Origin of the sequence: Sporolactobacillus pectinivorans (genome assembly GCF_002802965.1) — a bacterium.
GTDB lineage: Bacteria > Bacillota > Bacilli > Bacillales > Sporolactobacillaceae > Sporolactobacillus > Sporolactobacillus pectinivorans.
On the sequence record NZ_NXGA01000001.1, the window covers coordinates 2,567,254 to 2,589,477 of the forward strand.

The following is a 22,224-nucleotide window of genomic DNA, read 5'->3' on the forward strand; positions in this document are numbered from 1 at the left end:
GTCTATGTACTTTTCAATCATTCTATCTTATCTGATCAGGAAAAACGATCTTGTGAAGCTCATCCAGCGACTGGATTTCAAAATCCGCCTTGATCTTCGTCTTATTGATTGCTTTGTTACAATTGAACCAGCACGTATCAATTCCCGCATTGATTCCGCCAAGAATATCCGTCGATAAATTATCACCAACCATCAGTACCCGGTTTTTATCAGCGATTTGCAGAGAAGCAAATACATAATCAAACAGTTCTGTTTGCGGCTTTTGAAACCCGATGTCCCCAGAAATAAACAGAGCCTCAAAATCTTTTTTTATTGTTGATTTTCCAAATCTTCTGCGTTGTGTTCTTGAAATCCCATTAGTCACAATCGTCAACCTGAAGAACTGGCTCAAATCATCGCATAATTTCTGAGCGCCGCTGATTAATTGCGTGCCATCTGCCAGCTCATTCAAATAATGTGAATTGAAGTCATCCGCACTTTCTTTGACTCCAGTTTTTCTAAATAATAGCTTGAACCTTTCCACCTGCAGTTCATCAACAGTAATCTTTTTCATTTCAAGCTCATGCCATAGACTTTGATTAATCAATCTGTATTCTGTTTGAATGTCATGATCGTAAGCATGTCCAAAATAGGCTAACGTTTTTTGAAGTGCAACCGTTTCTGCTTTTTTATAATCAAACAGCGTGTCGTCTGCATCAAATAAAATATCATCATATTTTTTTACGGACATTTCCAAATAACACCTGCTTTTATCTCCTTATGATTGCATGAGCAGCCACAATGTATTAAGCGTGATGAGACCTTAAGACATCTGTTATGATAACTGCTTAAGCATTGATTTCACTTGAGCCAGAGCCTGTTGATAAACTTGATCATCAAATTGTTCAGAAAAAGGATTCGCAAATCCATGCTTTGCTTCTAATAAATGAAGATCAACATTTTCATAGTTCCTGTCCTTCAATTTGATAATAAAATCATCAACGCTGAAGGATTTTTCATCGTGAGCAAGAAATAACGTTACCGGGCATTTCGGATCTAACTGATCATAGTCTCGAATTCTTGACCCGTAGAAGCAAATGACTCCCTTCAGAGATCTGCTTTGCGCGCTGTAAATCCATGCGATCGTTGCCCCGACACTAAAACCGATCAGATAAATGTCATCATACTTATTTTGGAATTGGTGAATTATCCGGTTAATCGCAATAGAGCCTTTTTCAAAACCCACATGATTCATAAAATATTGGTATGCCTCTTCCTCCAAAAATTCCTTAAATGGTTCTTCTTTGGATAGCAGATCCGGGCAAACTACATCTGTTCCAAGATGATCCAGCCACTGGGCAAACAAATGCATCTGCTCATTTACACCGTATATTTCATGAATAAGAATGACTAACTTTCTGCGATTTCTAATGTATGTGAGCATTATTCCTCCCCTATAATCAAAATCTTTCAGCCTAAAAATTCCTGTATTCTTCTTCCGGGTTCATATCGATCAGTGAACGTTCCATCAGTATATGCGTCAATCACGCGAAGCCAAAACAGCTGTGAAGGGCCATTTTTCTCATCCTGAGACACTTCCCAATGACAGCCCTTGTGCCTGACAAACAGGGCCGTTGCAACTTTCCTGCCTACACCCAGTCTCCGATATTTTTTCATAACGAAAAATTCAGCGATTGAATAATAGGGCTGCCTATATCTTTGCTCTATGTATCTTACTAAGGCAAATCCGGCATACTTCCTATCCACCATGATAAAGTAGGGAAAACGGTGCACTACATCAATCCAATAGTCTTCTAGATAAGGATAGATCCCAAACATTCCATTTGCTAATACATCCGATCCCTTATATCCGGAAAAATCGTAGAAGTAGAACTGCATGAGACAGCTCAGTATACTCTTTTTCTCCTTAGGAACTTCGATGAGCTGGATGTCCAATCAAACCGCATCCCCTTCGTTCGTTGACTTCTAAATAGCTGGTTAAGGTGGATCGTGTCTCCATATGACTCCAATTACGTAAAGTTACTCGTTTCCAGTTTACTTATTATGGTGTGCGCACTTCTTTTAATATTTTACTTGTTAGTTTTTTTTTGTTAAGAGCGGTTCTACATAGTTAGGAACGACTCAGCAATCACTTGAAATGTTAATATATGGTTGTTAATATTGATTATATCAAATACTAGAATGTTAGCTGATGCAATAGAATGCATTTTTGGAGCTGATTTCTTAATTGTGTTCGGCAGAGAGTTGTGAGGTGAGAGATTAATGATTTTAGTAAGCTCCTGTTTAGCAGGATATGACGTGCGATATAACGGAACACATTGTTTAAATGATGAAATAAGACAAATGATTCGAGAAGGAAAAGCTACTGCCGTATGTCCTGAGCTGTTAGCCGGCTTTGCGATTCCCAGGGAACCTGCTGAAATCATCGGTGGTGATGGTGATGACGTGCTGGACGGAAGAGCTAAAGTTATCGAAAAATCCGGTAAAGATGTTACGAATGCTTATATAAAAGGAGCAAACGCTGCATTAAGGAAAGCTCAAGAAATAAATGCAACAACAATAGTACTTAAAGAATACAGTCCTTCATGCGGTAGTTCTATGATTTATAACGGCAAATTTAATGGTGAAAGAGTCTATGGGATTGGTGTTACTGCTGCTTGGCTTAGAAAAAACGGGATTAAAGTTTTTTCCGAAGAACAGATTTCAGAAGTTTTCAAGTGATTTTTAATCAGGAATCCAAATATAAATTTTACTAAGTACTCTCATCATTCTTACTCCTGTTTTCTTAATCTTTCTTTTGAAAAAAGATAAATATTGAATAAGATTCCAAGGGTCACACATATTTCCAATATAATAAACGATAAATTTTTAGACATTTGCCAAAGCACGATCGAAGCAATGATCACACCGATCAACACAAACCAATGAAAAGTTATAATTACATTACCAATGCTATGATTTAGATCTTTATTCTTGTTGATTTTATTAGTCACAATGATAGGCCTCCTTTTCGTAAGAGCTTTCAATGCTTTTTACAGCAAATATGCTTTCGGAGTGATTGTCGGCTTTTCTTCTATTTTCCTTCGATATCATTAAGTATACTACGAGTTAACAAACTATTTTGTCAAAAAATGATTGATTCCTTCAACCATTGATCCTTTTTTTATTTTATTCACCGTCATTGGGAACTCCTACATGTATCCGTTCAATAAAGAATTATTGAGAAAAACAAATCTAACATTAACATCCGCATAACAACAAACCTCATTATTTGATTTATTATTAAGTTTTGTTGGGTATTCAATCAAAATAAGCGAAGGAGCGACCTTTTCGGGAAAAGCCATAAGATCATATTGTTTTCTTGTGCCCAGAAACAGTCAACACCTCTAACACCATGAAGCCGGCAAAATCGTTATTGTATGAATTCTTTTCCGATGTCGTGAGAAGTTGTCCTGAGATGGCCTGTATAGGAGCAATTTAAAGACGACATGATACAAAGGGATGGAAAAATGGGAAATGCGCGGAAAAACGAAGCCCTGTTTTGGCCGGTTATCTGGGACAAAAAATGGCTGATGCTGCTTGGTATTTTAACGATGCTGGTTGGGACTGTCCTCAGCTTGCTGTCCCCATGGGTCATGAGAACGCTGATTGACGATGTTATCCCGCGAAACAAATTATCACTGCTCTCCATCTACATTCCTGCCCTCATCCTCCTCCCGGTTGTTGCAACTGCGTTTACCGCCGTTCAAACATTCATATTCACTTATATCGGTGGTGAGACTACAGATCATCTACGTGCGAAGGTCATTGCGAAAATCTTGAGGCTGTCCCCAAGGGTGCTGAATAACATGACCGTGGGTGATCTGGTTCATCGAATCACGCGAGTCTGCGGGATGATCGGGGACGTTTATGTAGCAAATCAATTACTTCCGTCCTTGACCAGTATTTTAACCTTTCTGGGGACATTCGCTTTTATGTTATATCTGAATTTCCGTCTGACTCTTGTATCCCTCTCCGTGATTCCTCTCGCCATCACAAGCGCCAGGTTACTGGGTTCATATGTTGAGCGTAATATGACCCGGTCATCAGCATTAATAACGAAGGGGCAGTCATTTTTCACTGAATTAGTGAGCGGTATCAAAACGGTTCAATTGTTTGCGCAAAACACCCAGGAGCAGGCGAGAGCGGATGAATGGCGCCGTCAGCAGAAACCCTTGCGCACAAAAACCAGTATCGCCAATACTTTTTACAGACAGGTATTATCCGTTTTTATACAGTCCCTTGCTATTGGCATTGTTTTTTCCACAGGCGTTTATTTTATCGTCAACCACGTACTGACACTCGGGATACTGATTGCTTTCATGATGTACGTCCCTCAACTTTACTCAGGGGTGAACAGCATTCAGGGGATTTATGTCTGGACAAAGAATATTAATCCCACGCTGAAACAGATGCGTGAAACCTTTCTCCTGTCACCTGAGCTGAGTGACCGTCCGAATGCCAGACCCGTGCAGGACGTTAAAGGAACGATTGAATTCCGGGATGTTTCATTCCAATATCAAAATGACCGCAGTGGACTCCATCACATATCGTTCAAGATCGATTCCGGAGAATTTCTAGGGATTGTCGGGCCCACTGGCGGTGGAAAGAGCACCATTCTTGAACTGATCACCCGATTTCTAGATCCGGATACGGGTTCTCTATTCATTGACGGGACTGACATCCGCGACTATCAGCTGGCGGATCTCAGAAGAAACATTGCAGTCGTCTCTCAGGATGTTTTTCTCTGGAATCGGTCGCTCCGGGACAATTTGTCGTACGGCTCACCCCAGGCTACGGAAGATGAAATTAAAGAAGTGGCAAGAATCGTACAGATGGGCGATTTCATCAATGCCCTTCCACAGAAATATGACACGATCGTTGGTGAACGCGGGGTTCACCTATCCGGTGGCGAACGACAGCGTATCTCTATTGCCCAAGCTATTTTACGTCATCCGCAAATTTTATTACTGGATGAACCTTCCTCTGCCCTCGATGCCAATACTGAGCAGGCCATACAGCAGTATGTCGAGAAATTATTCCATGGGAAAACGTTAATCGTTGTGGCACACCGCCTGATCACAGTACGCCACGCCTCCAAAATCATCGTGGTGCAAAACGGGACGATCATTGAACAGGGTTCACACCAGGACTTGATGAACGCTCACGGTGTCTATCAAGAGATGTGCCTCAAACAGCAGATACGATGAGGGCTAGTGTGCCTCTATATGACTTTGAATTAGGAATTGTCTTGGTAAAAAAAGTTTCATTGAGCCTATGAGTGCATCATCTCAAATGGGCTCTTTTTTTGTCGGACGCTTTTCATGTTCATCAACATCAACGAACTCTTTTTTACGATCTGTAAATAGTCCAAAAATAGATGAAAGTAGAATAATGAATCCGGCGGCTCCAAAAGTCTTAGTGAATGCAGTAACACTCTTTGCGTTTTTGCTAGTGTGTAACTCTTTCATTAATTTTTCAACTCGAATTTGTTGATCATTCAAATTAAAAAGCCTCAATATTTTATCTGACCCGTTCGACAAAGCGATATGATCGTTATTATTCAGAACACCTTTTTTGACATCACGCACAATCATTTTTTTAACTGACGGCTGGATTTGCGAATGGCTAATGGTTGTTATGGCCTGATTTTCTATTTGTGCTTTTGCGGTGTCGATGTTGTGACTCATCATGCCCACGAGTAGGGCAATCCCCATGCAGGTGCCTAATTGTCTGGCCGCATTAACCATTCCTGAAGCAATACCGGCTTTTACTTGTGGTACGAATTGTACGGATGAAACGATGGCAAGGCTGGATAATCCAAAACCAAAGCCCAGTACAATCATATCTAGAATCATGACAGCAATTGTTGTATTGAATTTTAGTTGAGCTAGCATGAACAAGCTGATACTCATGAATAAAACACCAGCAAAAATGACTGGCCGATAGTCGTATCGCTGAGCTAACATACTGCCTAAAGGCATCGCGATCATCACCATCAAAGATGTGAACATGATGATGTATGCCGCATGAAGTGTGGTAAGATGACGTATGTTCTCCAAGAAGAAATTAAAAATCACTGACGAACAGATGATTGAAAATCCACAAATAAAGTATACAATCACTGATGCCGTAAATGTACGTTCTCGAAAAAGAGTGAGTTCAAGCAGTGGTTCTTCCATTCTCTGCTCTACAAATGTAAACAGGGCCAACGAAAAAAAAGTACCCGCAATCATGAACAATATTGGACGTGAAGTCCAGCCATAGTCGTACCCTTTAAGTAACACAAAAGTCAATTGAAATAAACCCATCGTTAGAAGAATCATGCCCAGCCCATCAATTTTTTTCGATAGAGTGTCGTCATAGGATTCAGTGAAGCAAATTGATGTAAGAACCAATGTGACAATAACAATGGGAACATTGACAAAGAAAATGGCATGCCATGTCGTGAATCTAATGATTAGTCCGCCAATCGGAGGACCGGCTGCCGCGGCAACAGCAGCAACTGCTCCAATGACACCCACTGCCTGGTTGGCTTTTTCCCTGCCAAATAAGTCTACCGAAAGCGGGATCATAACTGGTGTTGCAATCGCACCGCCAAGCCCTTGAATCATCCGCATGATGATCAGAAATAACAGCGAGTGCGCCAAACCACATAATACCGATCCTAATCCAAAAAGCAGTAAACCAATGAGCATGATTCGTTTACGTCCCAACTGATCTGCTAGTTTTGATGCCGGAATCATAGATACTGACAAAACTAATACATAGATCGTGCTTACCCAATTACTGTCAATTAGGTTAGCGTGAAAATAGCTCGTAATCGTAGGTAATGCGATATTCGTAATCGTTGTATCGAGTGTCACGATAAACATAATCATGGAAAGGGCTGTGAGCCCCAGTATATTTTTCACTTTTTCGCTTAACAATAGAAAGCACCTCTATGTCTTTATTTATAAACGAAACAATTTACTTGGTAAACAAAATGAGTAAAAAAAATGACCCAATGATTTGTTTCAGGAAAAAATTATTGTTATCTGCTCCGTTCGACGATAATTGACTTGAATAGTTGTTCTGTTTCGCTTCCCAGTTTCTCTATCTGAACTAATACATCGTTTGGAACAGTTGCATAGATATCGGCAAACTGCTGATTCAAGTGTTTTCTATAATGCTGGTGGCTACTATATGCTCTTTGGCCAATAGCTGTCAGGCTTAATACCCTTTCATTTTCAGAATCAGGGGCAAATTTTTTGATCACCAGCCCTTTTTTCACCAGATTTTGAACCATTTTAGTTGTGGCGCCCTTAGTAATGTTCAAGTATCCAGACAACTTGGTTAGATTGCTGTTTTCATGATCGCCAATAGCTGCAATCATATGGATTTCTGAAGGGTGAAGCATAATTTCAGTGCCATATGAATCAGTTGTTTTTTCAACCTCGTTATAGAGACTGACAATGCTTTCAAACTGTTTAATTAGGCTATTAACTAATGCAGTATCGTTCATGTATTTCTCCTAAACAGTTTACTTGGTAAATAAATGATAAGTCCGTTTTCAGCTTATGTCAAATGAAACCATTTTTATACCGTGAATGCTTCATTCCCTTCAATGCCATAAATCATTGTCCTGAATGGCAGTAAAACTATTAAATTTTCAAAAAACGATGTACCTTCCCTACTGCAAAGCAAGCATGAGTCGTGCGACAAACTTTATCCCTCTACGGAGAAAACGCCGACTTTTTTCTCTGAGAGCGTCATTTCTCTTTCTAACTCCATTCCGATATTCTTGGCCACTTTTTGCGAAGCAATATTTCCATTTTGAATGAGAGCAATAAATCGACGCATTCCGCAATTGGATTTTCCATAATCAAGCAATGCTTTCGCCGCTTCAGTCGCATAACCGTTGTGCCAATAGTTGCGGGCAATCCAGTACCCAATTTCAATTTCCTTAACCCCATTAATGACTTGAGGTACAAGACCGGCGTGTCCGATCTTGACATTATCTTTTTTTCGGGTTAAGACCATTAGCCCAAAGTCCGGGTTTATTTTATAAGAACCGTAAATCCAGTTTAAAAATTGCTTTGCACCTTCCCGATTATGGGTTTTTCCACTCCCTATGAAACGGACTTCTTGAGGATCAGAAAGCAGTGACAGTAAAAAATCAAGGTCATTATCATTATATTGACGAAAGTGTAATCTTTCAGAAGTGAGATTCACCAAAATTCCCTCCTTCAATTTTTTCTTATAAACAGGAATGCTGGTTTGTAATAATTTTTAGGAAAACACGATGAAACTTGCAAAGACTATGAAACTATCTATTGCTAAGTAAATCCTTTGCTCGCAGAAAAAAGTACCAAATTAATTCAGTGTCCGGTCAAATACTTTTTGCCATTTTTTATTTCTGTAACCCATTTGACTATAAAATTGATGCGCTTTTTCTCTTGTCCCGCCCGAACGTACCCTGATGCCAAAATATCCCTGTTCCAATGCCCATTTTTCGCACGCTTTTAACAAGATTTTCCCTATGCCAAGTCGTCTGTGCCGGGAGTCAACAACGATTCCGCCAAGTTCCGCATAGACTCCTTCAAGCAAATGTTTACCGAAAATATGTGCCCACCCGGAAACTAATCCATCCTCATCTTCATAGACAAATAGTGCATGATCATTATTTTCCAAGATGTATTGAAGTCTTTCCTTGATTTCTGCTTCGCTTTCTTCATAACCGAGCTGGGAGCATAAAGTCCTCAGTTCCTTCACATCGGATATCTGCGCCGTCCTGATCACTTTAAATATCACCTCTATAAAAACTATGAGTAGCGTTACCTATTCAAACGGGTAACGCCCAGACATCTGAAATGTTACACAGATGAACTAAATAATTAACGTTTTTCACTTCTGCAATAATAATTCGCCTTCTCGAATGAGGCAGGCACGTAACCCATCTGTGTTAGCGCAATTATACGCTCTTCTGCGTCCGGAATCGCTTTGGTAAGAATCCACGTTACATCGAAATCCTCATAAAAATGCCGATTGGCTATTTCTAAAATACCACAGATCGTCTGCCGATTTTCGCAGTTGCTCTGTAAATCAATCCGCAACACTCCATGTGAGCCAATGTCAGCCAAAATTCCTCTGTTGAACATTTCAACCGTGCCGACTTTTTCGGATGTATCATTTTGCATAACCGTCCAGCGCACAAACCATTTTGTCTGATAGGATCTGTCCCAAAAACTAATCTCATTCTGCATTTGTTCCAAGGTTGTGAAATGAAAATCGCCGGGACAATTGTCAGCGTTGAAAAATGGAATGGCTTTTTCATCAGAGTAACATCTGAGCAGATCCTCTGCATCCTCCGTTGTAGTCTGTTTCAAAGTTACTGTTTCATTTTGATAAAACGGACACTCCTCATAAATATTCTTGTGTTTCATAACCATACCTCCTTGTTTTTCTCCAGCATAGCAGAGGAATGGCGACAACATGCTGTCACAGTTCTTTGTAAAGTTGCAAAATTTCCGTGCATTTTTGGCAAAGACGTTCTTTTAAGTTCTCCGGCTCGATGACTTGTACCAGATTTCCGAGTGATAGCAAGGTACTAAACCAAAGTTGCTCATTTTCAGGAAGATGCAACTTCATTATAAAATCGCCGTTCTCATTTTCTGTTTCAATCACACCGTTCAGATATTCTATCGCCCGCATTCTGATTTCTGCTTTGCAAAGGAGGCGAATGTCGCTATATTTTCTACAGTCAGTTTCTTCATGCTGTTGCAAAAGCGTATCCGCGGAGTCATGTTCATGAGAAATTTGCCGGTCAGTCAAATGAATATTTTCCATGCGGACCAGCTTATACAACCGGTAGTCCTCTCTCGCAGGCAGATAGGCCAACAAGTACCAGGTATACCATTTGTACGCCAGTACGATGGGTTCAACTTCCGGCACGGTAATAAGATTGTCAGAATTGGTGTAATCAAAAGTAACGATGCGTTTCGTTCCGATGGCTTTTTCAAGCATTTCTAACTTGCGGCTGGTTTCATTGCCCTCTTTCAAAGTGCTGAAATCAAGAAAAATATTGGCGTCTGGCTTTTGTTGCGGAAACAGTGCGATCATTTTTTCAAGCGTGTCATCGACCACCGGATTATCATAAGCGGAGGCCAGCCCTCTCAGAGCTGTAATGATAAAAGAATAATCGCTTTGTCCTGCAACCTGCCGTTCCATTTTAAAACGATCGAGGATCTCGTATCCGCCATTCATACCATAAGCGGAAACAACCGGAATTCCCGCCTGGCACAGCGTGTCGATGTCGCGCTGGATCGTCCTGAGTGAAACTTCATACCTCTCGGCGAACGTTTTCGCGCTGACCCGGCCATGATTCAGTAAATAAATAGTTATGCCAAGCAACCGGTCAATCTTCATACAGACAACTCCATTATTTTGTTCTACGGTCCAAGTTCTCTCTCAATCCAAGACATAATACGAGTTTAATTTATTTATGCGGAAAATAATGCTCCGGTTCTATCGATATTTTTTAATATTCGTTATGTACACATGATTAAGACTTGACAACACTGCAGCCTTTAATCAGGATGCAGACATAAAAAAGCAGTGGATCACGCCCGGTTCAAGTAACGTAAAACCATCCGTTTTCAAAAAATTAAAAGCAACAGGTTTCCGACCAGTAAAGCGATATGAAAAACAAAAAATATTTTAAAACAGACGTTGGCACTGAAACTTTTATTAAATGGGACGCAAAGAAGCATGACAAGAGGAGAAAAAAACAAGGCGATACTTTTGTTCAATGTCCACTGCATATAACCGCCAATTTCCATTTGGATCAATCGCGGTGCAAAGGGATAGAAGATTAAGGAAAGTAGAATCGAGACGATAAGGAATACCCATCTTGTTCTTTTTTGCATGTATCGGTTAAATAGATCAAAAAAGTAAAACCGCATCCCGGGGCTCCTCCTTTATTTAATTCAAGTAGCCAATCGGCCGAAAAAAATTCATGATTCTCGCTTCTATTATATTTTTCAGATCAGCATTTTTCAAATGAATTATCGCAGTTGTTGATTCCTCCCTACTTTTTGTTGATTCTGCCATCGTTTGTGTCGATTGTTTCACCTGTTGTGTCGATTCTGATCATGTTTTCGTCGATTCTTCCACAAATTGTGTCGATTAGATTAAAGCCATGTTTCCGTTGATAGTCTTAATTGATGGCGTTTTTTAAGATCCGTCCCTTTGAAAAATAAAAAAGAAATGCGCTGCCTCGTGTCGAATTAATAAGTATACCTATATATCGAGGTGTTGAAATGATCCTTAAGAAATTGAAAATCCCGTATCATGTGCTTCAACTTGAATCTGTAGTGCCCCGTTTACGACACGGACCGACGCATGAAAAGCTATCAGAAAAGCTCAGAAGGTATCAGTCGGGTTTTAATGGTGAGAAATCAGTCTGTTATCCGCTCAGTTTTCTTCCCCAAGATGACTATCACCTGATTCACGATCTTCGGTTATGCGATGGTACCCACCACTTTCAAATGGATTGGCTGATCATTCATACAAATTTTATCACTTTGCTGGAAATCAAAAATTTAGCCGGCATGATCACACTCGATACACGGCTGAATCAAATGAAACGTGAGCTCAATGGAAAAACTGAACTATTTAATGATCCATTAGTCCAAGCCGAAAACCTGAAAGATCTACTGAATATCTGGATCCGGCAGCACAACCTCTGCTCCATCCCAATCTATGAATTCGTCGTTTTCTCTTCTCCACATGCATACGTTCAAACAACGAGTCATGATGACCCTGCTCTTCGAAAAATAGTCAAACCCGCAAATCTGAAACGAACGATAACGGCGTTACCCCAAGTTGATTCACGGCATTCACTTACAAAGGAAAAACTGCTGACCTTGGGACATGATATGGTAAGCAGCCACCAAACACGTAAACCCAATCTATTTCAATCAGAAAATCTTTCAGTGGATGATATTATGCCTGGTGTCAGATGTCCAAACTGTGGAAGGTTACAAATGAAGAAAGTTGAAGCTTCCTGGTTCTGTTCATCGTGTAAAACATTATCAAAGCATGCCGGAATCACGGCATTGCGTGATTACTACCTCATAAACGGCCCCAAAATCACTAATCAGCAATGCAGAAATTTTTTATTAATGGACTCTGCTTCTTCAGCGAAACATTTGCTGCAATCCTTGAATTTAAAATATAAGGGCGATAATCGTGGGCGCGTTTATTTTCTGTCTTTTACCGATCTTGATTAAATTTCGATTTGGCTCCATTTTTAGTTGGTACAGATACTAAAACAGTTGATTCTATAAACCAAATTGTTACATTCAGTAAATTAAAGGGACGCCTTTTCACCTCCGACGTGTGAAAAAGCGTCATTTTTGTACACATTCTGAATTATGGTGCATGTGTCGATTTTTGATCTATTTATGTTGATTTTAAAACCAGTTACGTCGATTTCACTCCACTTAATGTCGATTCCTCTTCTGTTTACGTTGATTTTGCTACTCTTTGTGCCGATTTCGCTGATGTTTCTGTTGATTCCATTGCTGCTGACAGGCTGCTTTCCTTTAATCATGCGTCAAACCGATAACCCGCACCCCAGATTGTGATGATATATTGCGGGTTCGACGGATCCGCTTCGATTTTCTCCCGGAGCTTGCGGATATGTACGGTGACGGTGGTCAGATCCCCCATCGAGTCAAGGCCCCAGAGTCGTTCAAACAAGTGCTCCTTGCTGAAGACATGATTTGGGTGTGTGATGAAAAACAGTAGCAGATCAAACTCTTTTGCTGTCAGTTCAGTTTCTTTTTCATTAACAAAAACTTGCCGGGAACCCCTGTCGATTTTTAAGCCGCGGACATTTAGCGTGTTTGACTGCTTCCGCCCCGACAGCCGTTCATATCTGGATAGATGTGCCTTCACTCTGGCCACAAGTTCCCCCGGGCTGAACGGCTTGACCATATAGTCATCTGCTCCAAGTCCAAAGCCGCGGATTTTATCGATATCCTCTTTTTTTGCTGAGACAAATATGATCGGTATTTCTTTTGTTTTTCGGATCTCCCTGCAAATGTCGAAACCGTCTCTTCCCGGCAACATCAGATCAAGGATGATCAACTGATAGTCTTCAGTCAGTGCCTTCATCAGGCCGCGGTCTCCCGATGTCTCAATTTCAGCCTGAAATCCGTTGATTTCCAGATAGTCTCGTTCCAGTTCGGCAATACTCTGTTCATCTTCAACAATCAACACTCGTTTCATTCCGGTTCACCTTTTTGTGCCTTAAAGTTTTTGATTGTAAAACAAATTCTTGTACCTTCATGAACGGTACTCTCCGCCCATACCTCTCCACCATGGTCTTCAACGATCCGTTTGACGATGGCCAGTCCGACCCCGCTTCCTCCAGTTTTACTGTTTCTGGATCGATCAGCCCGGTAAAAGCGATCAAAAATTTGCGACAGTGCTTCCCTTGAAATGCCTGTCCCATTGTCTTCAATCCAAACAGCAACATGATCCCTGCTCTGAATGAGGCTGATTCGAACTTTCGTCTGATCTTTGTCGCTGTATTTTATGCTGTTGCCGACAATATTGGTGACCACTCGTTTCAGCTTTTCTCTGTCACCCAAAATCAGATATCGACTTCCCTCGTCAGCATGAAAAGTCAGAGAAACTCCTTTATTTTCAAGATCAAATTGGATTTCTTCAATGAGATCGGACAAAAATTCTTTCAGATCCACCTTTTCAAAATGATACGGCAAGCGATTCATGTCCAGTTTTGAATATAATGCAAGCTCATCGATCAGTTGGTCCATATCGATTGATTTCGCGTAGATCGTATTTAAGTAACGCGCCATCTTTTCCGGCGTATTGGCAACACCGTCGCGTATTCCTTCAACGTAACCCTTAACGGACGTGATCGGTGTTTTCAAATCGTGCGAGATGTTGGCAATGACTTCCTTTCGATTTTCCTCATATCTGATCTGCCGTTCAATCGAATCTTTTAATTTTCGGCGCATCATTTCGAATGCCCGGGAAAGTTTACCCAGCTCATCTTTTTTATTCGTATCGATCTGAAAATCGAGATCGCCTTCTCCGATTTTCTGAGCGGCCCGCGTCATCGTGTTCACAGGCCTGATGATACTTCTGGATACAAAATAAGTGAGCAGCCCATTCGTTGCAATTAGGATCAGAAGCAGAAAAAGAAAGAGGATCGGAAATATCGTTAATCCCGGGCTGCCGTCCGCCCACGCGTCACGGACAATGAACAGAGTGGCCGCCGCCCCGTCCGGATAGTAAAAATCATAAGACTGCACGTGAAAGGGACGGTGACTAATCCACAGATTTGGCCACGGATTAGCCGGTTCCGCCCCAAACCCGGGCAGATCCTTAGCCGGCAGCTTTTTTAATCCAGATGACTGAAACATGATCTGCCCGTTTTTTCTTAAAATCAGCGATGCATGATGACTGTTCAGCTTCCTGCTGATTGGTGTGATGTAGTTCCGATCATCCAGTCGATCAGGAGACAAAGAAGCTGTCTTTTTAAGCTGGGCAAACTCGTCGTTTACTAGCCGGGTATCCGTGTTCGACGTACTGCCGGCCGGATTCCACGGCAGTCCCACACTCCCCAAGAAAAGATTAAACAGCAGCATTGCCGCGACTATAAATAGAAATACGGGGATCAGGATCATCGCTATATTGGATAATACCAGCCGTTTCCGGATCGACATCATTCCACCTGCTTCCGACTTAATCCAGTAAAGTGTATCATATCATAAACCATTCAGTCACATACAGAAAGACACCGCGCTGGAATGCCGGGCGGTGCCGATCGATGTTATTTCTTTTTAAGATTCGCTTTGATTTTGTGGAATTCATTTTCATCGATCTCACCATTAACATACCGCTTCTCAAGCAGATCCATCGAGCTGTCCATGCCTTGCCGGCACCAGTAGGCTCTTTGGTGTCTCGCAATATTACCGACAATAAAAACAATGATCAGAAAGAAAAGAAAACCAAACAACGGAAAAGGGAAAAATGCTGCATAATGCATGTCAACCACTCCTCGAAGAATTTATTAAAATCTCATCTACAACGAACAGAATAACGCAGACTCCTTAACAGCCGCTAAATGAGAGATTAAATAATTCTTAAGTCGTGCAACTTTGACTCATCAATCAATCTCATTTTCCGAAGTAATAAACCAGCAGAATAATCACCACAATCAGCATCAGGGATCCTTGCAACCACCCCGCAATAAACCAGGTTTTCCAAGTGGAATCTCGCTCCGACCATTTTATTCTGCTCTTTTTCGCCATTTTGCTTCTCTCCTTTGAACTCGACCGTTTCTTACGCCCATCGAAAGAGCCGTACCGCGAGAATGCTGAAAACGACAGCCATTCCGGCAAGTACTCCAACATCAAGACCAGGAGCGTTGACTGCCTGCCCCCTCCATTCCGCTGTCAAAAGATCATTCACATAATGCAGCGGCAGACATTTGGCCAGAAGTTGTAATTTTCACTCTAGACGGAATTTCTGCTTGATCATTCGGGCTGCTTCTTCCGCGCTTAGTTCTGTATTATTGATTCGCAGATAGTTTTTTTCGGTTATTTCTCCTTCTGTCGAATTTAACCGATATTTTTCCATCGCATCGAGTAATTCGTGTTCAGATGCGACGATGTCCCGCTTTAATTGTTTTTGTTTCAGCCTGTTGGCCGTCCTGTTCCGTTTTAACCGTTCTTCGACACTTGCCTCGAGTTCTACAAAATAGATGTCGGCACCCGAAGAGCGAAAGACATCGCATGCTCTTTGAATGTAGTTCCATTTTTCGGGGTCATCAAACTTCCAGACCGTGGTGAAAATAATGCCGCACTGACCGCTTTTTGCATACGTTCGGAATATTTCTTCACGAAACATATGGCACAGCTGCCACATTTCACGGGTAAAGCCGAACAAAGGAACTAGCAAATCGATGGTCATATGGTTATGGAATAATTTCAAATCCGTTATTTTTGTCAGTTCCTGTCCAACCGTCATTTTTCCGACGGCCTGAGGCCCAAAGAGCAGGAGAAATTTCATTTAAGTCATCTCCATTTCTGTCCAGTACAGATCATTCTATTGAATCGATGCTTTTTCCTTTGTGATTCTGCAATTTTGGAAATCTGTGATGCCTATACAGAAAAGAGGTGCTCACCTCCGCACCTCTTTTAAATGCACATTATTCATTTCACGGCAAGGCATAGGAATAAAATCACCCTCATGTTCCGGATGTCGTTTCTATTGCCGGGCTTTTTCATATCATTTTTTATCACCGTAACCATTCGGGTGTTTTTGGGCCCACGTCCACGCGGTTCCGATCATATCATTCATATTGCCGTATCGCGGTTTCCAGCCTAAAATTTTTCTTGCCTTGTCACTGTTTGCCACTAAGGCATCCGGATCGCCACCGCGCCGCGGTGCAATTCTGACGGGAATCGGCTTCCCAGTTACTTTCCGGGCTGCTTCAACCATCTCACTCACCGAAAACCCGGCTGATGATCCTAGATTGAACGCTTGACTCGGATTGCCCTTCTCCAAATAATCAAGTGCAAGGATGTGGGCATCTGCTAAATCAACGACATGAACATAATCACGAACGTTGGTACCATCCGGTGTATCATAGTCGTTGCCGCAAATATCGAATACTTTCCGTTGTCCCAGCGACGTTTGCAGGATAATTGGAATAAGGTGGGTTTCCGGCTGATGATCTTCACCGATGCTTCCATCCGCTTTGGAACCGGCGACGTTAAAGTACCGAAGAGCTACAAACTTAATACCGTAAGCAACATCCGCCCAATGAACGATTTTTTCCATCATTAATTTACTTTCACCATACGGATTGATGGGCTTTTGCGGATCAGCTTCTTCTATTGGAATTTGTTTGGAAACACCATAGGTCGCGGCAGTTGAAGAGAAGACCATTTTTTTAACACCTTGTTCCTGCATGACTTCAAGCAAGGTGATCATACCGCCAACATTATTGTCAAAGTACTTCAATGGATGCTTCATGGACTCCGGAATGACCGAGAAAGCATCCATGTGAATAACTGCATCAACCTTCTCTTTCTTAAAGACATCAATTAAAAATTGTTTATCTCTTGTATCCCCTTCGTAAAAACTTGCCTGATCATTCACGGCCGCACGATGCCCGGTTGAAAGGTTGTCAATCACGGCAACATCCCTTCCTTTTTCAATCAGGCGGCTGACCATGTGAGAGCCAATATAGCCCGCACCCCCAGCAACTAAAATTGTCATTACGACACTTCCAATCTACTAATTTTAATTCCCGGCTGTGATTATTTTTTGTGAGTCTGGATTGTCCTGCTCGCTTCCTATAAGACCATTATTCACCATTCCAAAGGTGTGAAAAAGTGTAGAAAATAAATAATGGCTTCACCTTTTTGAAGAATACCTCGGGCGTTGTCCCCGAATGACCGTGATCACGCGTTCTCCAACCGGATAAGGTCTTCAAAGCAAAAAAGCCATTTGAATCTGTTTTACTTGTTTGTTCTATGCAAAGCAGTCATACGTGGATTGGAAATACAGAAACGTCCGGGGGCCGGATCCACAGTTTGCTGAAATCCGCCCAACCGTACGCGTTCATCTCGATTCCGGCAAGTTCTTTCGAAAAAGTTGAAGCACTTCCAGCATGATAATTGAACAGGATGAACAGATTACGGCGTATATAGTCCTCCGTTTCATCGATTACTTTTCGGCGGACAGCCCAATCTGTGCACAGCATCAATCGATTGGCGAGATGATCCAGAACCTTGCGCTGATCTTGATTAAGAAAACGACGTAGAAAAACCGTTTTATCCCTTAGCAGACTGACAAAACCAAGCTCCAAGTCCTCCTCGAAAATCTCTCCGCACAGCAGCAGATCTGCGCTGCGGTCAATTCCCCGGTCAAAAAATTGGGTCATGGCAAAGGGATGAATCTTAAGATTTAAACCAACTGTTTCTGCCCTTCTGCGCAACCACTCGGCATCCTCAATGCTGCCCTTCTGATCGAAACAGAATAACTGCATCATTTCACCGTGATAACCGGATTTTTCAAGCAATGAACCCGCTTTTGCCAGTGGAAGGCTTGTGACAGACGATTTGCGGCTTGTTTTTCTGAAAAAACTATCTGCGGGCTCTTCACGGTCACCCTTCAGCTCCTGAATCAGCTTAGATCGGTCACATATGATTCTAAATGCTTGCCTGAAATAAAAATCCAGCTGAGCGCCGCTTTTGTTGAAATTGAAAGCAAGATAACGGCAGCCAGATAAGCGTGAGAAATAATGATGACTGGTTTCCTCACCGTAATACGATCCTCCATGGTCAGCCGGATAGAAACTGACATGATCAGATTTGATATCCGTTCGATAGACGGCAATCCTGTCAATCAATGCCTGTTCACGAAAATACCCTTCAAACCGTTCAAGGATCAGTGAGTCTTCGGACTTCTGAACGAGTTTGAACGGACCCGTTCCCGACATATGGTTCTGCTGAAAACCAATGTCTGAGGGCAAAATGGCCGCGTGCAGCGAGCTTAAGAGATGCATCAGAAAACCCATCGGCTTTGAAAAAGTTAACGTGACAGCATATCGTCCGTTCTTTTCCATTCCGATGAGATTTTCAAAATACCAGGCGCATGGGCTTGATTCCGCCTGAATCCTGTGGAAGGTAAAAAGAACATCCACTGCAGTCAGCTCCCGGCCATGATGAAAGCGCACGCCTTTGCGCAGATAAAAAGTCCATTGTTTTTGATCCGGACTGCAGATCCAGCTATGTGCAATATGAGGTTCAAAATGACAAGTCTTCAGATTAAAACGGACTAATGAGTCAAAGATCTGTCTAGAAAAATGAGCCTCGGTCGTGACCGAAGCTTGCAAAGGATCCAGTGCGGAAAGCTCCCGGCCAAAAGGAATGCGGATCACATCCTGGGGATAGGGATGAGCATGTTCCGTATGCAATCCAAACTGTTCGGTAAGAAATCGGCGCAGGTCGTCAGCTGTTCGGCCCGTTAAGCTAGGGTTGTCCAAGAGTTTGATCGCCCTGTTGAGCTGTCCCTGTTCGATCCACTCTATTGCCTGCTGCTGTAGCAGATCAATCAGCTTTTTATAGAAAATGATTTGCGATTTGTGCCCGCGCCCTTTCCCAGGCTGCCATGCAATCCAGCCGCGTTCCTGCATTTTGCGGAGAACCAGTTTGGTATTCCGCTCGCTGCAGCAAAGCACCTCAGTAAGTTCCTTAAGAGACACGGCCTGAGGTTCATCCATTTTATTCCGGCTGAATGGATAGCAGCTGACGTACTGTTCGATTAATCCCATTTAATCGCCCCGTCTCTATCTCAATAAACGCTAAAAAAGGTGAAAGATCTGATTTCAGTTTACACTTTTTCTTCCCCTTTTTTAAGGGTAGCATATGAACCAAAAGAAGGGGGCCAGATCATGCTGCATTCATTACATCGAAATATCAGAATCCGTCTGATTATTTCTTTCTTATCCGTATGTGTCAGCAATATGGTTTTTCCATTTATGGCGATGTACTTTGCACAGGCCTTTGGTCCGGCGCTGGCCGGAATACTGCTTTTAATGAATGTGATCATTTCTGCTTCGGCCAGCTTTGTGGGTGGTTATCTGAGTGACCATTTCGGAAGAAAACCAATGATGATCATTGCCCAGGCAATAGAAATCGCCGCATTCGCTGGTATGGCTCTGGCCAATTCCGGTTGGTGGGTTTCTTCAGTTTTTACTTTTTTAATGATGGTCGTACAAAATTTAAGCAGCGGATTGATGCATCCCGCTGAAGAAGCCATGCTGATCGATGTCAGCACTGAAGAAAATCGTCGTTTGATGTACAGTATTAATTACTGGTCCACCAATTTCGGTATGGCAGCCGGTGCTGTCATCGGCGGTTTCTTTTTTGGATCGTACCGGTTTGCGCTTTTTCTCGTCCTGACCATTTCTTCAATCATCGTTTTGTCCCTGATCATTCTTTGTATGACTGAAGTCTATCAACGCCCGGAATCTTCAATCAAGGGTGCTTCGCCGTTCTCGATTCTCTCCCACTACTCAAAGGTTGTCGCAGATCGCGTGTTCATCTTATTCTGTATCGGCAATCTACTCGTGCTTTCACTTGAATTTCAGACCACGAATTACATCGCTGTGCATTTGGAAAAAAGCTTTAAAACTATTACTCTGAATCACTGGCTTAGTCTGGACAGCTATACCATGATCAGCTGGATGCGAATTGAGAATACATTGCTTGTCGTCATTCTCGCTCTGATTATCGCCAAATGGACAAAACGGTGCTCTGCTCCTTCGGTCTTTCTTATCGGGCTGCCTATTTATTCCCTTGGCTATGCGATCCAGGCTTTCAGCAATCAGTGGGCCTTGCTGACTTTTGCTGTATTCTTTGCAAGTATAGGAGAACTAATGTATGTTCCGGTCAGCCAGAGTCTGATTGCTTCCCTGACAAAAGCAAAAACCAGAGCTTCTTATATGGCCATCTATGGTTTTGTTTTTCAAGGTTCTAAATTGTTTGGCGCAATAGGGATCATCATCGGAGCTTTCCTGCCGCCCGTCATCATGGCCTTGCTTTTCCTGCTCGCGGGTCTGGTTGGTTTATGCTGTTATCTGAAAGTCTATCGTCAGAAATCGCAGGCATAAGTAATATGTGCCAAGCACCAAGACACGAACACTCTAAGATCCGTTCCCGATTTTTTATCTAAGATAGATGTCGTTCAGTTAACGAAGTTACTTCATTCTGTTATTGCGCCATCAACAGGAAATTGTAATACTCACATTGTTCACTACTCATCGCTTTTTAAGTTGTTAAAAGAATTTCTACCATGCAGATACAATTCTCCAATCACAGCCAGCACAATCGGATAAAGAATGGCCCAGCCACTAAAAAGAAATATGGCTATACTTGTGAATAAAGAAATAAGCGCCATAAACCAACCAGTCGTTAAGGGCTTCAAAATTTTAATGGCGGCCAGCATTGTAAAGATATAAGATACGATAAAAACCGTACCGGGTCCCTTTAAGAGTGTTCCAATACTAGGTTTAAGCCATCCAAAAATGACTAAAACACCGAAAAATACTGTCCCGAGCGCAGCTAAAACCCTTGCCGGCGTTAGGTGTTTTGGATGTAAAACCGCAAAAAAAGATGGAAAGTTTCCATCTCTCGCCTGAGCATATACCATTCTTGAAAACCCGGCAATGTTTGCATGCACGGTACTGAAAGTAATAAACAGAGCCAAAGCCGTAGTAAAAAAAGCGCCTGATGCTCCTAAACTTTTTGACACTAGCATGTTTAATGAAGCGATATGATTTCCACCATATGAATGGGTCCCAATGGTTACGAAAGAAATGGAAATGTATAAAACTGAAATACAAGCTGCGCCTAATAATAAGCTAATAGACATATCCCTTTTAGGATTTTTAAATTCCTCTGACAAAGGAGTAATCATTTCCCAACCCACAAAAGAGAAAAAAACCATCACGGACGTTGAACCTAATGAAAACCATCCATGGGCAACAAAAGGATAAAATGCGCTGAATTTTACGTGAGGAATGGAGACAATAATTGCGGTAACAAGCAGACTGAGAATCATAAAAATGGCAACCACGCTGACTTTAGAAGAAACTTCAATCCCTTTCATGTGTAAAAGCAAGGAGGTTGCGAGCATCAAAAGGGCGATGCCAATGACTTCCCAAGTATCTAGCGGTTCAATATAGTTTATGTAGTAAGCCCCCGTTAACGCAATCGTCGGAACGCCGACAGGAACGGAGCCAAGCATGATCCAGCTGAGTATTGAACTTGCGTGAGAGCCGAACGCTGTTCTGACATATGCTGTGATGCCCCCGGCACTGGGAATTAATCTCGCAAGATGTGCCATTGTCATTACAATAGGAAAAGACAATAAGGACATGAAAATCCATGACAAAAGAGAAGCCGGCCCGGCACTATTTGCAGTAATCGAAGGCAGAACCAAAATGCCACAGCCAAGCACTGCCGAAATTGTTAAAGTCGTGCCTTGCACCCAAGTGATGGTGCGATTTAATGATTGTTGCTTCAAAATGTTCTCCTCTTTGCTCTATGTATTTTTATTAATTATAGATGGCTTCACCAGGCAGGCACATGG

At 42.1% G+C, this 22,224-nt stretch carries 21 protein-coding genes; 4 read left to right on the plus strand and 17 right to left on the minus strand.

Annotation, left to right across the window (positions count from 1 at the left end):
* Positions 1-22: 22 nt before the first annotated feature.
* The 3 genes from COP04_RS12435 to COP04_RS12445 all read right to left on the minus strand — a co-directional run bounded on the left by COP04_RS12435 (position 23) and on the right by COP04_RS12445 (position 1,935).
* Positions 23-730, minus strand: a complete 708-nt coding sequence (locus tag COP04_RS12435) for a YjjG family noncanonical pyrimidine nucleotidase (RefSeq protein WP_100488315.1) — start codon at positions 728-730, stop codon at positions 23-25.
* A gap of 84 nt (positions 731-814) precedes the next feature.
* Positions 815-1,423 (minus strand): dienelactone hydrolase family protein, encoded by a 609-nt coding sequence (locus COP04_RS12440; RefSeq protein ID WP_100488316.1) that lies wholly within the window; start codon positions 1,421-1,423, stop codon positions 815-817.
* A gap of 26 nt (positions 1,424-1,449) precedes the next feature.
* A complete protein-coding gene (locus tag COP04_RS12445; RefSeq protein WP_100488317.1) occupies positions 1,450-1,935 on the minus strand; it encodes a GNAT family N-acetyltransferase in 486 nt (161 codons plus the stop codon).
* 327 nt (positions 1,936-2,262) lie between these two features.
* Between COP04_RS12445 and COP04_RS12450 the strand changes: the two genes are divergently transcribed.
* Positions 2,263-2,721, plus strand: coding sequence for a 2-thiouracil desulfurase family protein (locus COP04_RS12450; RefSeq protein WP_100488318.1), 459 nt, complete (start codon positions 2,263-2,265; stop codon positions 2,719-2,721).
* A gap of 788 nt (positions 2,722-3,509) precedes the next feature.
* Positions 3,510-5,249 carry an ABC transporter ATP-binding protein gene (locus COP04_RS12460; RefSeq protein WP_162297095.1) on the plus strand — a complete coding sequence of 580 codons (1,740 nt, stop codon included), beginning with the start codon at positions 3,510-3,512 and terminating at the stop codon, positions 5,247-5,249.
* Positions 5,250-5,330: 81 nt separating this feature from the next.
* On the opposite strand, the gene COP04_RS12465 is transcribed toward COP04_RS12460, so the two are convergent.
* The 6 genes from COP04_RS12465 to COP04_RS12490 form a co-directional block, all read right to left on the minus strand.
* Positions 5,331-6,968, minus strand: coding sequence for an MFS transporter (locus COP04_RS12465; protein ID WP_204988039.1), 1,638 nt, complete (start codon positions 6,966-6,968; stop codon positions 5,331-5,333).
* A 104-nt stretch (positions 6,969-7,072) separates the two neighbouring features.
* The gene (locus COP04_RS12470) at positions 7,073-7,543 is read right to left on the minus strand and encodes a MarR family winged helix-turn-helix transcriptional regulator (protein ID WP_100488321.1); all 471 of its coding nucleotides are present in this window, start codon (positions 7,541-7,543) and stop codon (positions 7,073-7,075) included.
* 203 nt (positions 7,544-7,746) lie between these two features.
* Entirely contained in the window at positions 7,747-8,253 is a 507-nt protein-coding gene (locus COP04_RS12475) for a GNAT family N-acetyltransferase (protein WP_100488322.1), read from the minus strand.
* A 141-nt stretch (positions 8,254-8,394) separates the two neighbouring features.
* Complete coding sequence (locus COP04_RS12480) at positions 8,395-8,820, minus strand: GNAT family N-acetyltransferase (protein WP_157800287.1); 426 nt, start codon at positions 8,818-8,820, stop codon at positions 8,395-8,397.
* A 95-nt stretch (positions 8,821-8,915) separates the two neighbouring features.
* Positions 8,916-9,464, minus strand: a complete 549-nt coding sequence (locus COP04_RS12485; protein WP_100488324.1) for a GNAT family N-acetyltransferase — start codon at positions 9,462-9,464, stop codon at positions 8,916-8,918.
* 55 nt (positions 9,465-9,519) lie between these two features.
* Positions 9,520-10,446 carry a helix-turn-helix transcriptional regulator gene (locus COP04_RS12490; RefSeq protein WP_100488325.1) on the minus strand — a complete coding sequence of 309 codons (927 nt, stop codon included), beginning with the start codon at positions 10,444-10,446 and terminating at the stop codon, positions 9,520-9,522.
* A gap of 893 nt (positions 10,447-11,339) precedes the next feature.
* Here COP04_RS12490 and COP04_RS12500 point away from each other — a divergent pair.
* Positions 11,340-12,311: a nuclease-related domain-containing protein gene (locus COP04_RS12500; RefSeq protein WP_100488327.1), complete on the plus strand. Its 972-nt coding sequence runs from the start codon at positions 11,340-11,342 to the stop codon at positions 12,309-12,311.
* A gap of 319 nt (positions 12,312-12,630) precedes the next feature.
* Here COP04_RS12500 and COP04_RS12510 read toward each other — a convergent pair whose 3' ends face one another.
* The 7 genes from COP04_RS12510 to COP04_RS12535 form a co-directional block, all read right to left on the minus strand.
* Complete coding sequence (locus COP04_RS12510; protein WP_100488329.1) at positions 12,631-13,314, minus strand: response regulator transcription factor; 684 nt, start codon at positions 13,312-13,314, stop codon at positions 12,631-12,633.
* A complete protein-coding gene (locus tag COP04_RS12515; protein WP_162297096.1) occupies positions 13,311-14,780 on the minus strand; it encodes a sensor histidine kinase in 1,470 nt (489 codons plus the stop codon). The genes COP04_RS12510 and COP04_RS12515 overlap by 4 nt, the downstream gene beginning before the upstream one ends.
* Before the next feature lie 107 nt (positions 14,781-14,887).
* Complete coding sequence (locus COP04_RS12520) at positions 14,888-15,103, minus strand: SHOCT domain-containing protein (RefSeq protein WP_100488331.1); 216 nt, start codon at positions 15,101-15,103, stop codon at positions 14,888-14,890.
* A 130-nt stretch (positions 15,104-15,233) separates the two neighbouring features.
* A complete protein-coding gene (locus COP04_RS20520; protein WP_275656863.1) occupies positions 15,234-15,368 on the minus strand; it encodes a hypothetical protein in 135 nt (44 codons plus the stop codon).
* Between the two features lie 199 nt (positions 15,369-15,567).
* Positions 15,568-16,128, minus strand: coding sequence for a DEAD/DEAH box helicase family protein (locus COP04_RS12525; RefSeq protein WP_100488332.1), 561 nt, complete (start codon positions 16,126-16,128; stop codon positions 15,568-15,570).
* A gap of 219 nt (positions 16,129-16,347) precedes the next feature.
* Positions 16,348-17,343, minus strand: a complete 996-nt coding sequence (gene galE, locus COP04_RS12530; RefSeq protein ID WP_100488333.1) for a UDP-glucose 4-epimerase GalE — start codon at positions 17,341-17,343, stop codon at positions 16,348-16,350.
* Positions 17,344-17,611: 268 nt separating this feature from the next.
* Positions 17,612-19,402 carry an ABC transporter substrate-binding protein gene (locus COP04_RS12535; protein ID WP_100488334.1) on the minus strand — a complete coding sequence of 597 codons (1,791 nt, stop codon included), beginning with the start codon at positions 19,400-19,402 and terminating at the stop codon, positions 17,612-17,614.
* 120 nt (positions 19,403-19,522) lie between these two features.
* Between COP04_RS12535 and COP04_RS12540 the strand changes: the two genes are divergently transcribed.
* The gene (locus COP04_RS12540) at positions 19,523-20,743 is read left to right on the plus strand and encodes an MFS transporter (RefSeq protein WP_100488335.1); all 1,221 of its coding nucleotides are present in this window, start codon (positions 19,523-19,525) and stop codon (positions 20,741-20,743) included.
* Between the two features lie 143 nt (positions 20,744-20,886).
* Here COP04_RS12540 and COP04_RS12545 read toward each other — a convergent pair whose 3' ends face one another.
* Positions 20,887-22,158 (minus strand): APC family permease, encoded by a 1,272-nt coding sequence (locus COP04_RS12545; RefSeq protein ID WP_100488336.1) that lies wholly within the window; start codon positions 22,156-22,158, stop codon positions 20,887-20,889.
* Positions 22,159-22,224: the final 66 nt, after the last annotated feature.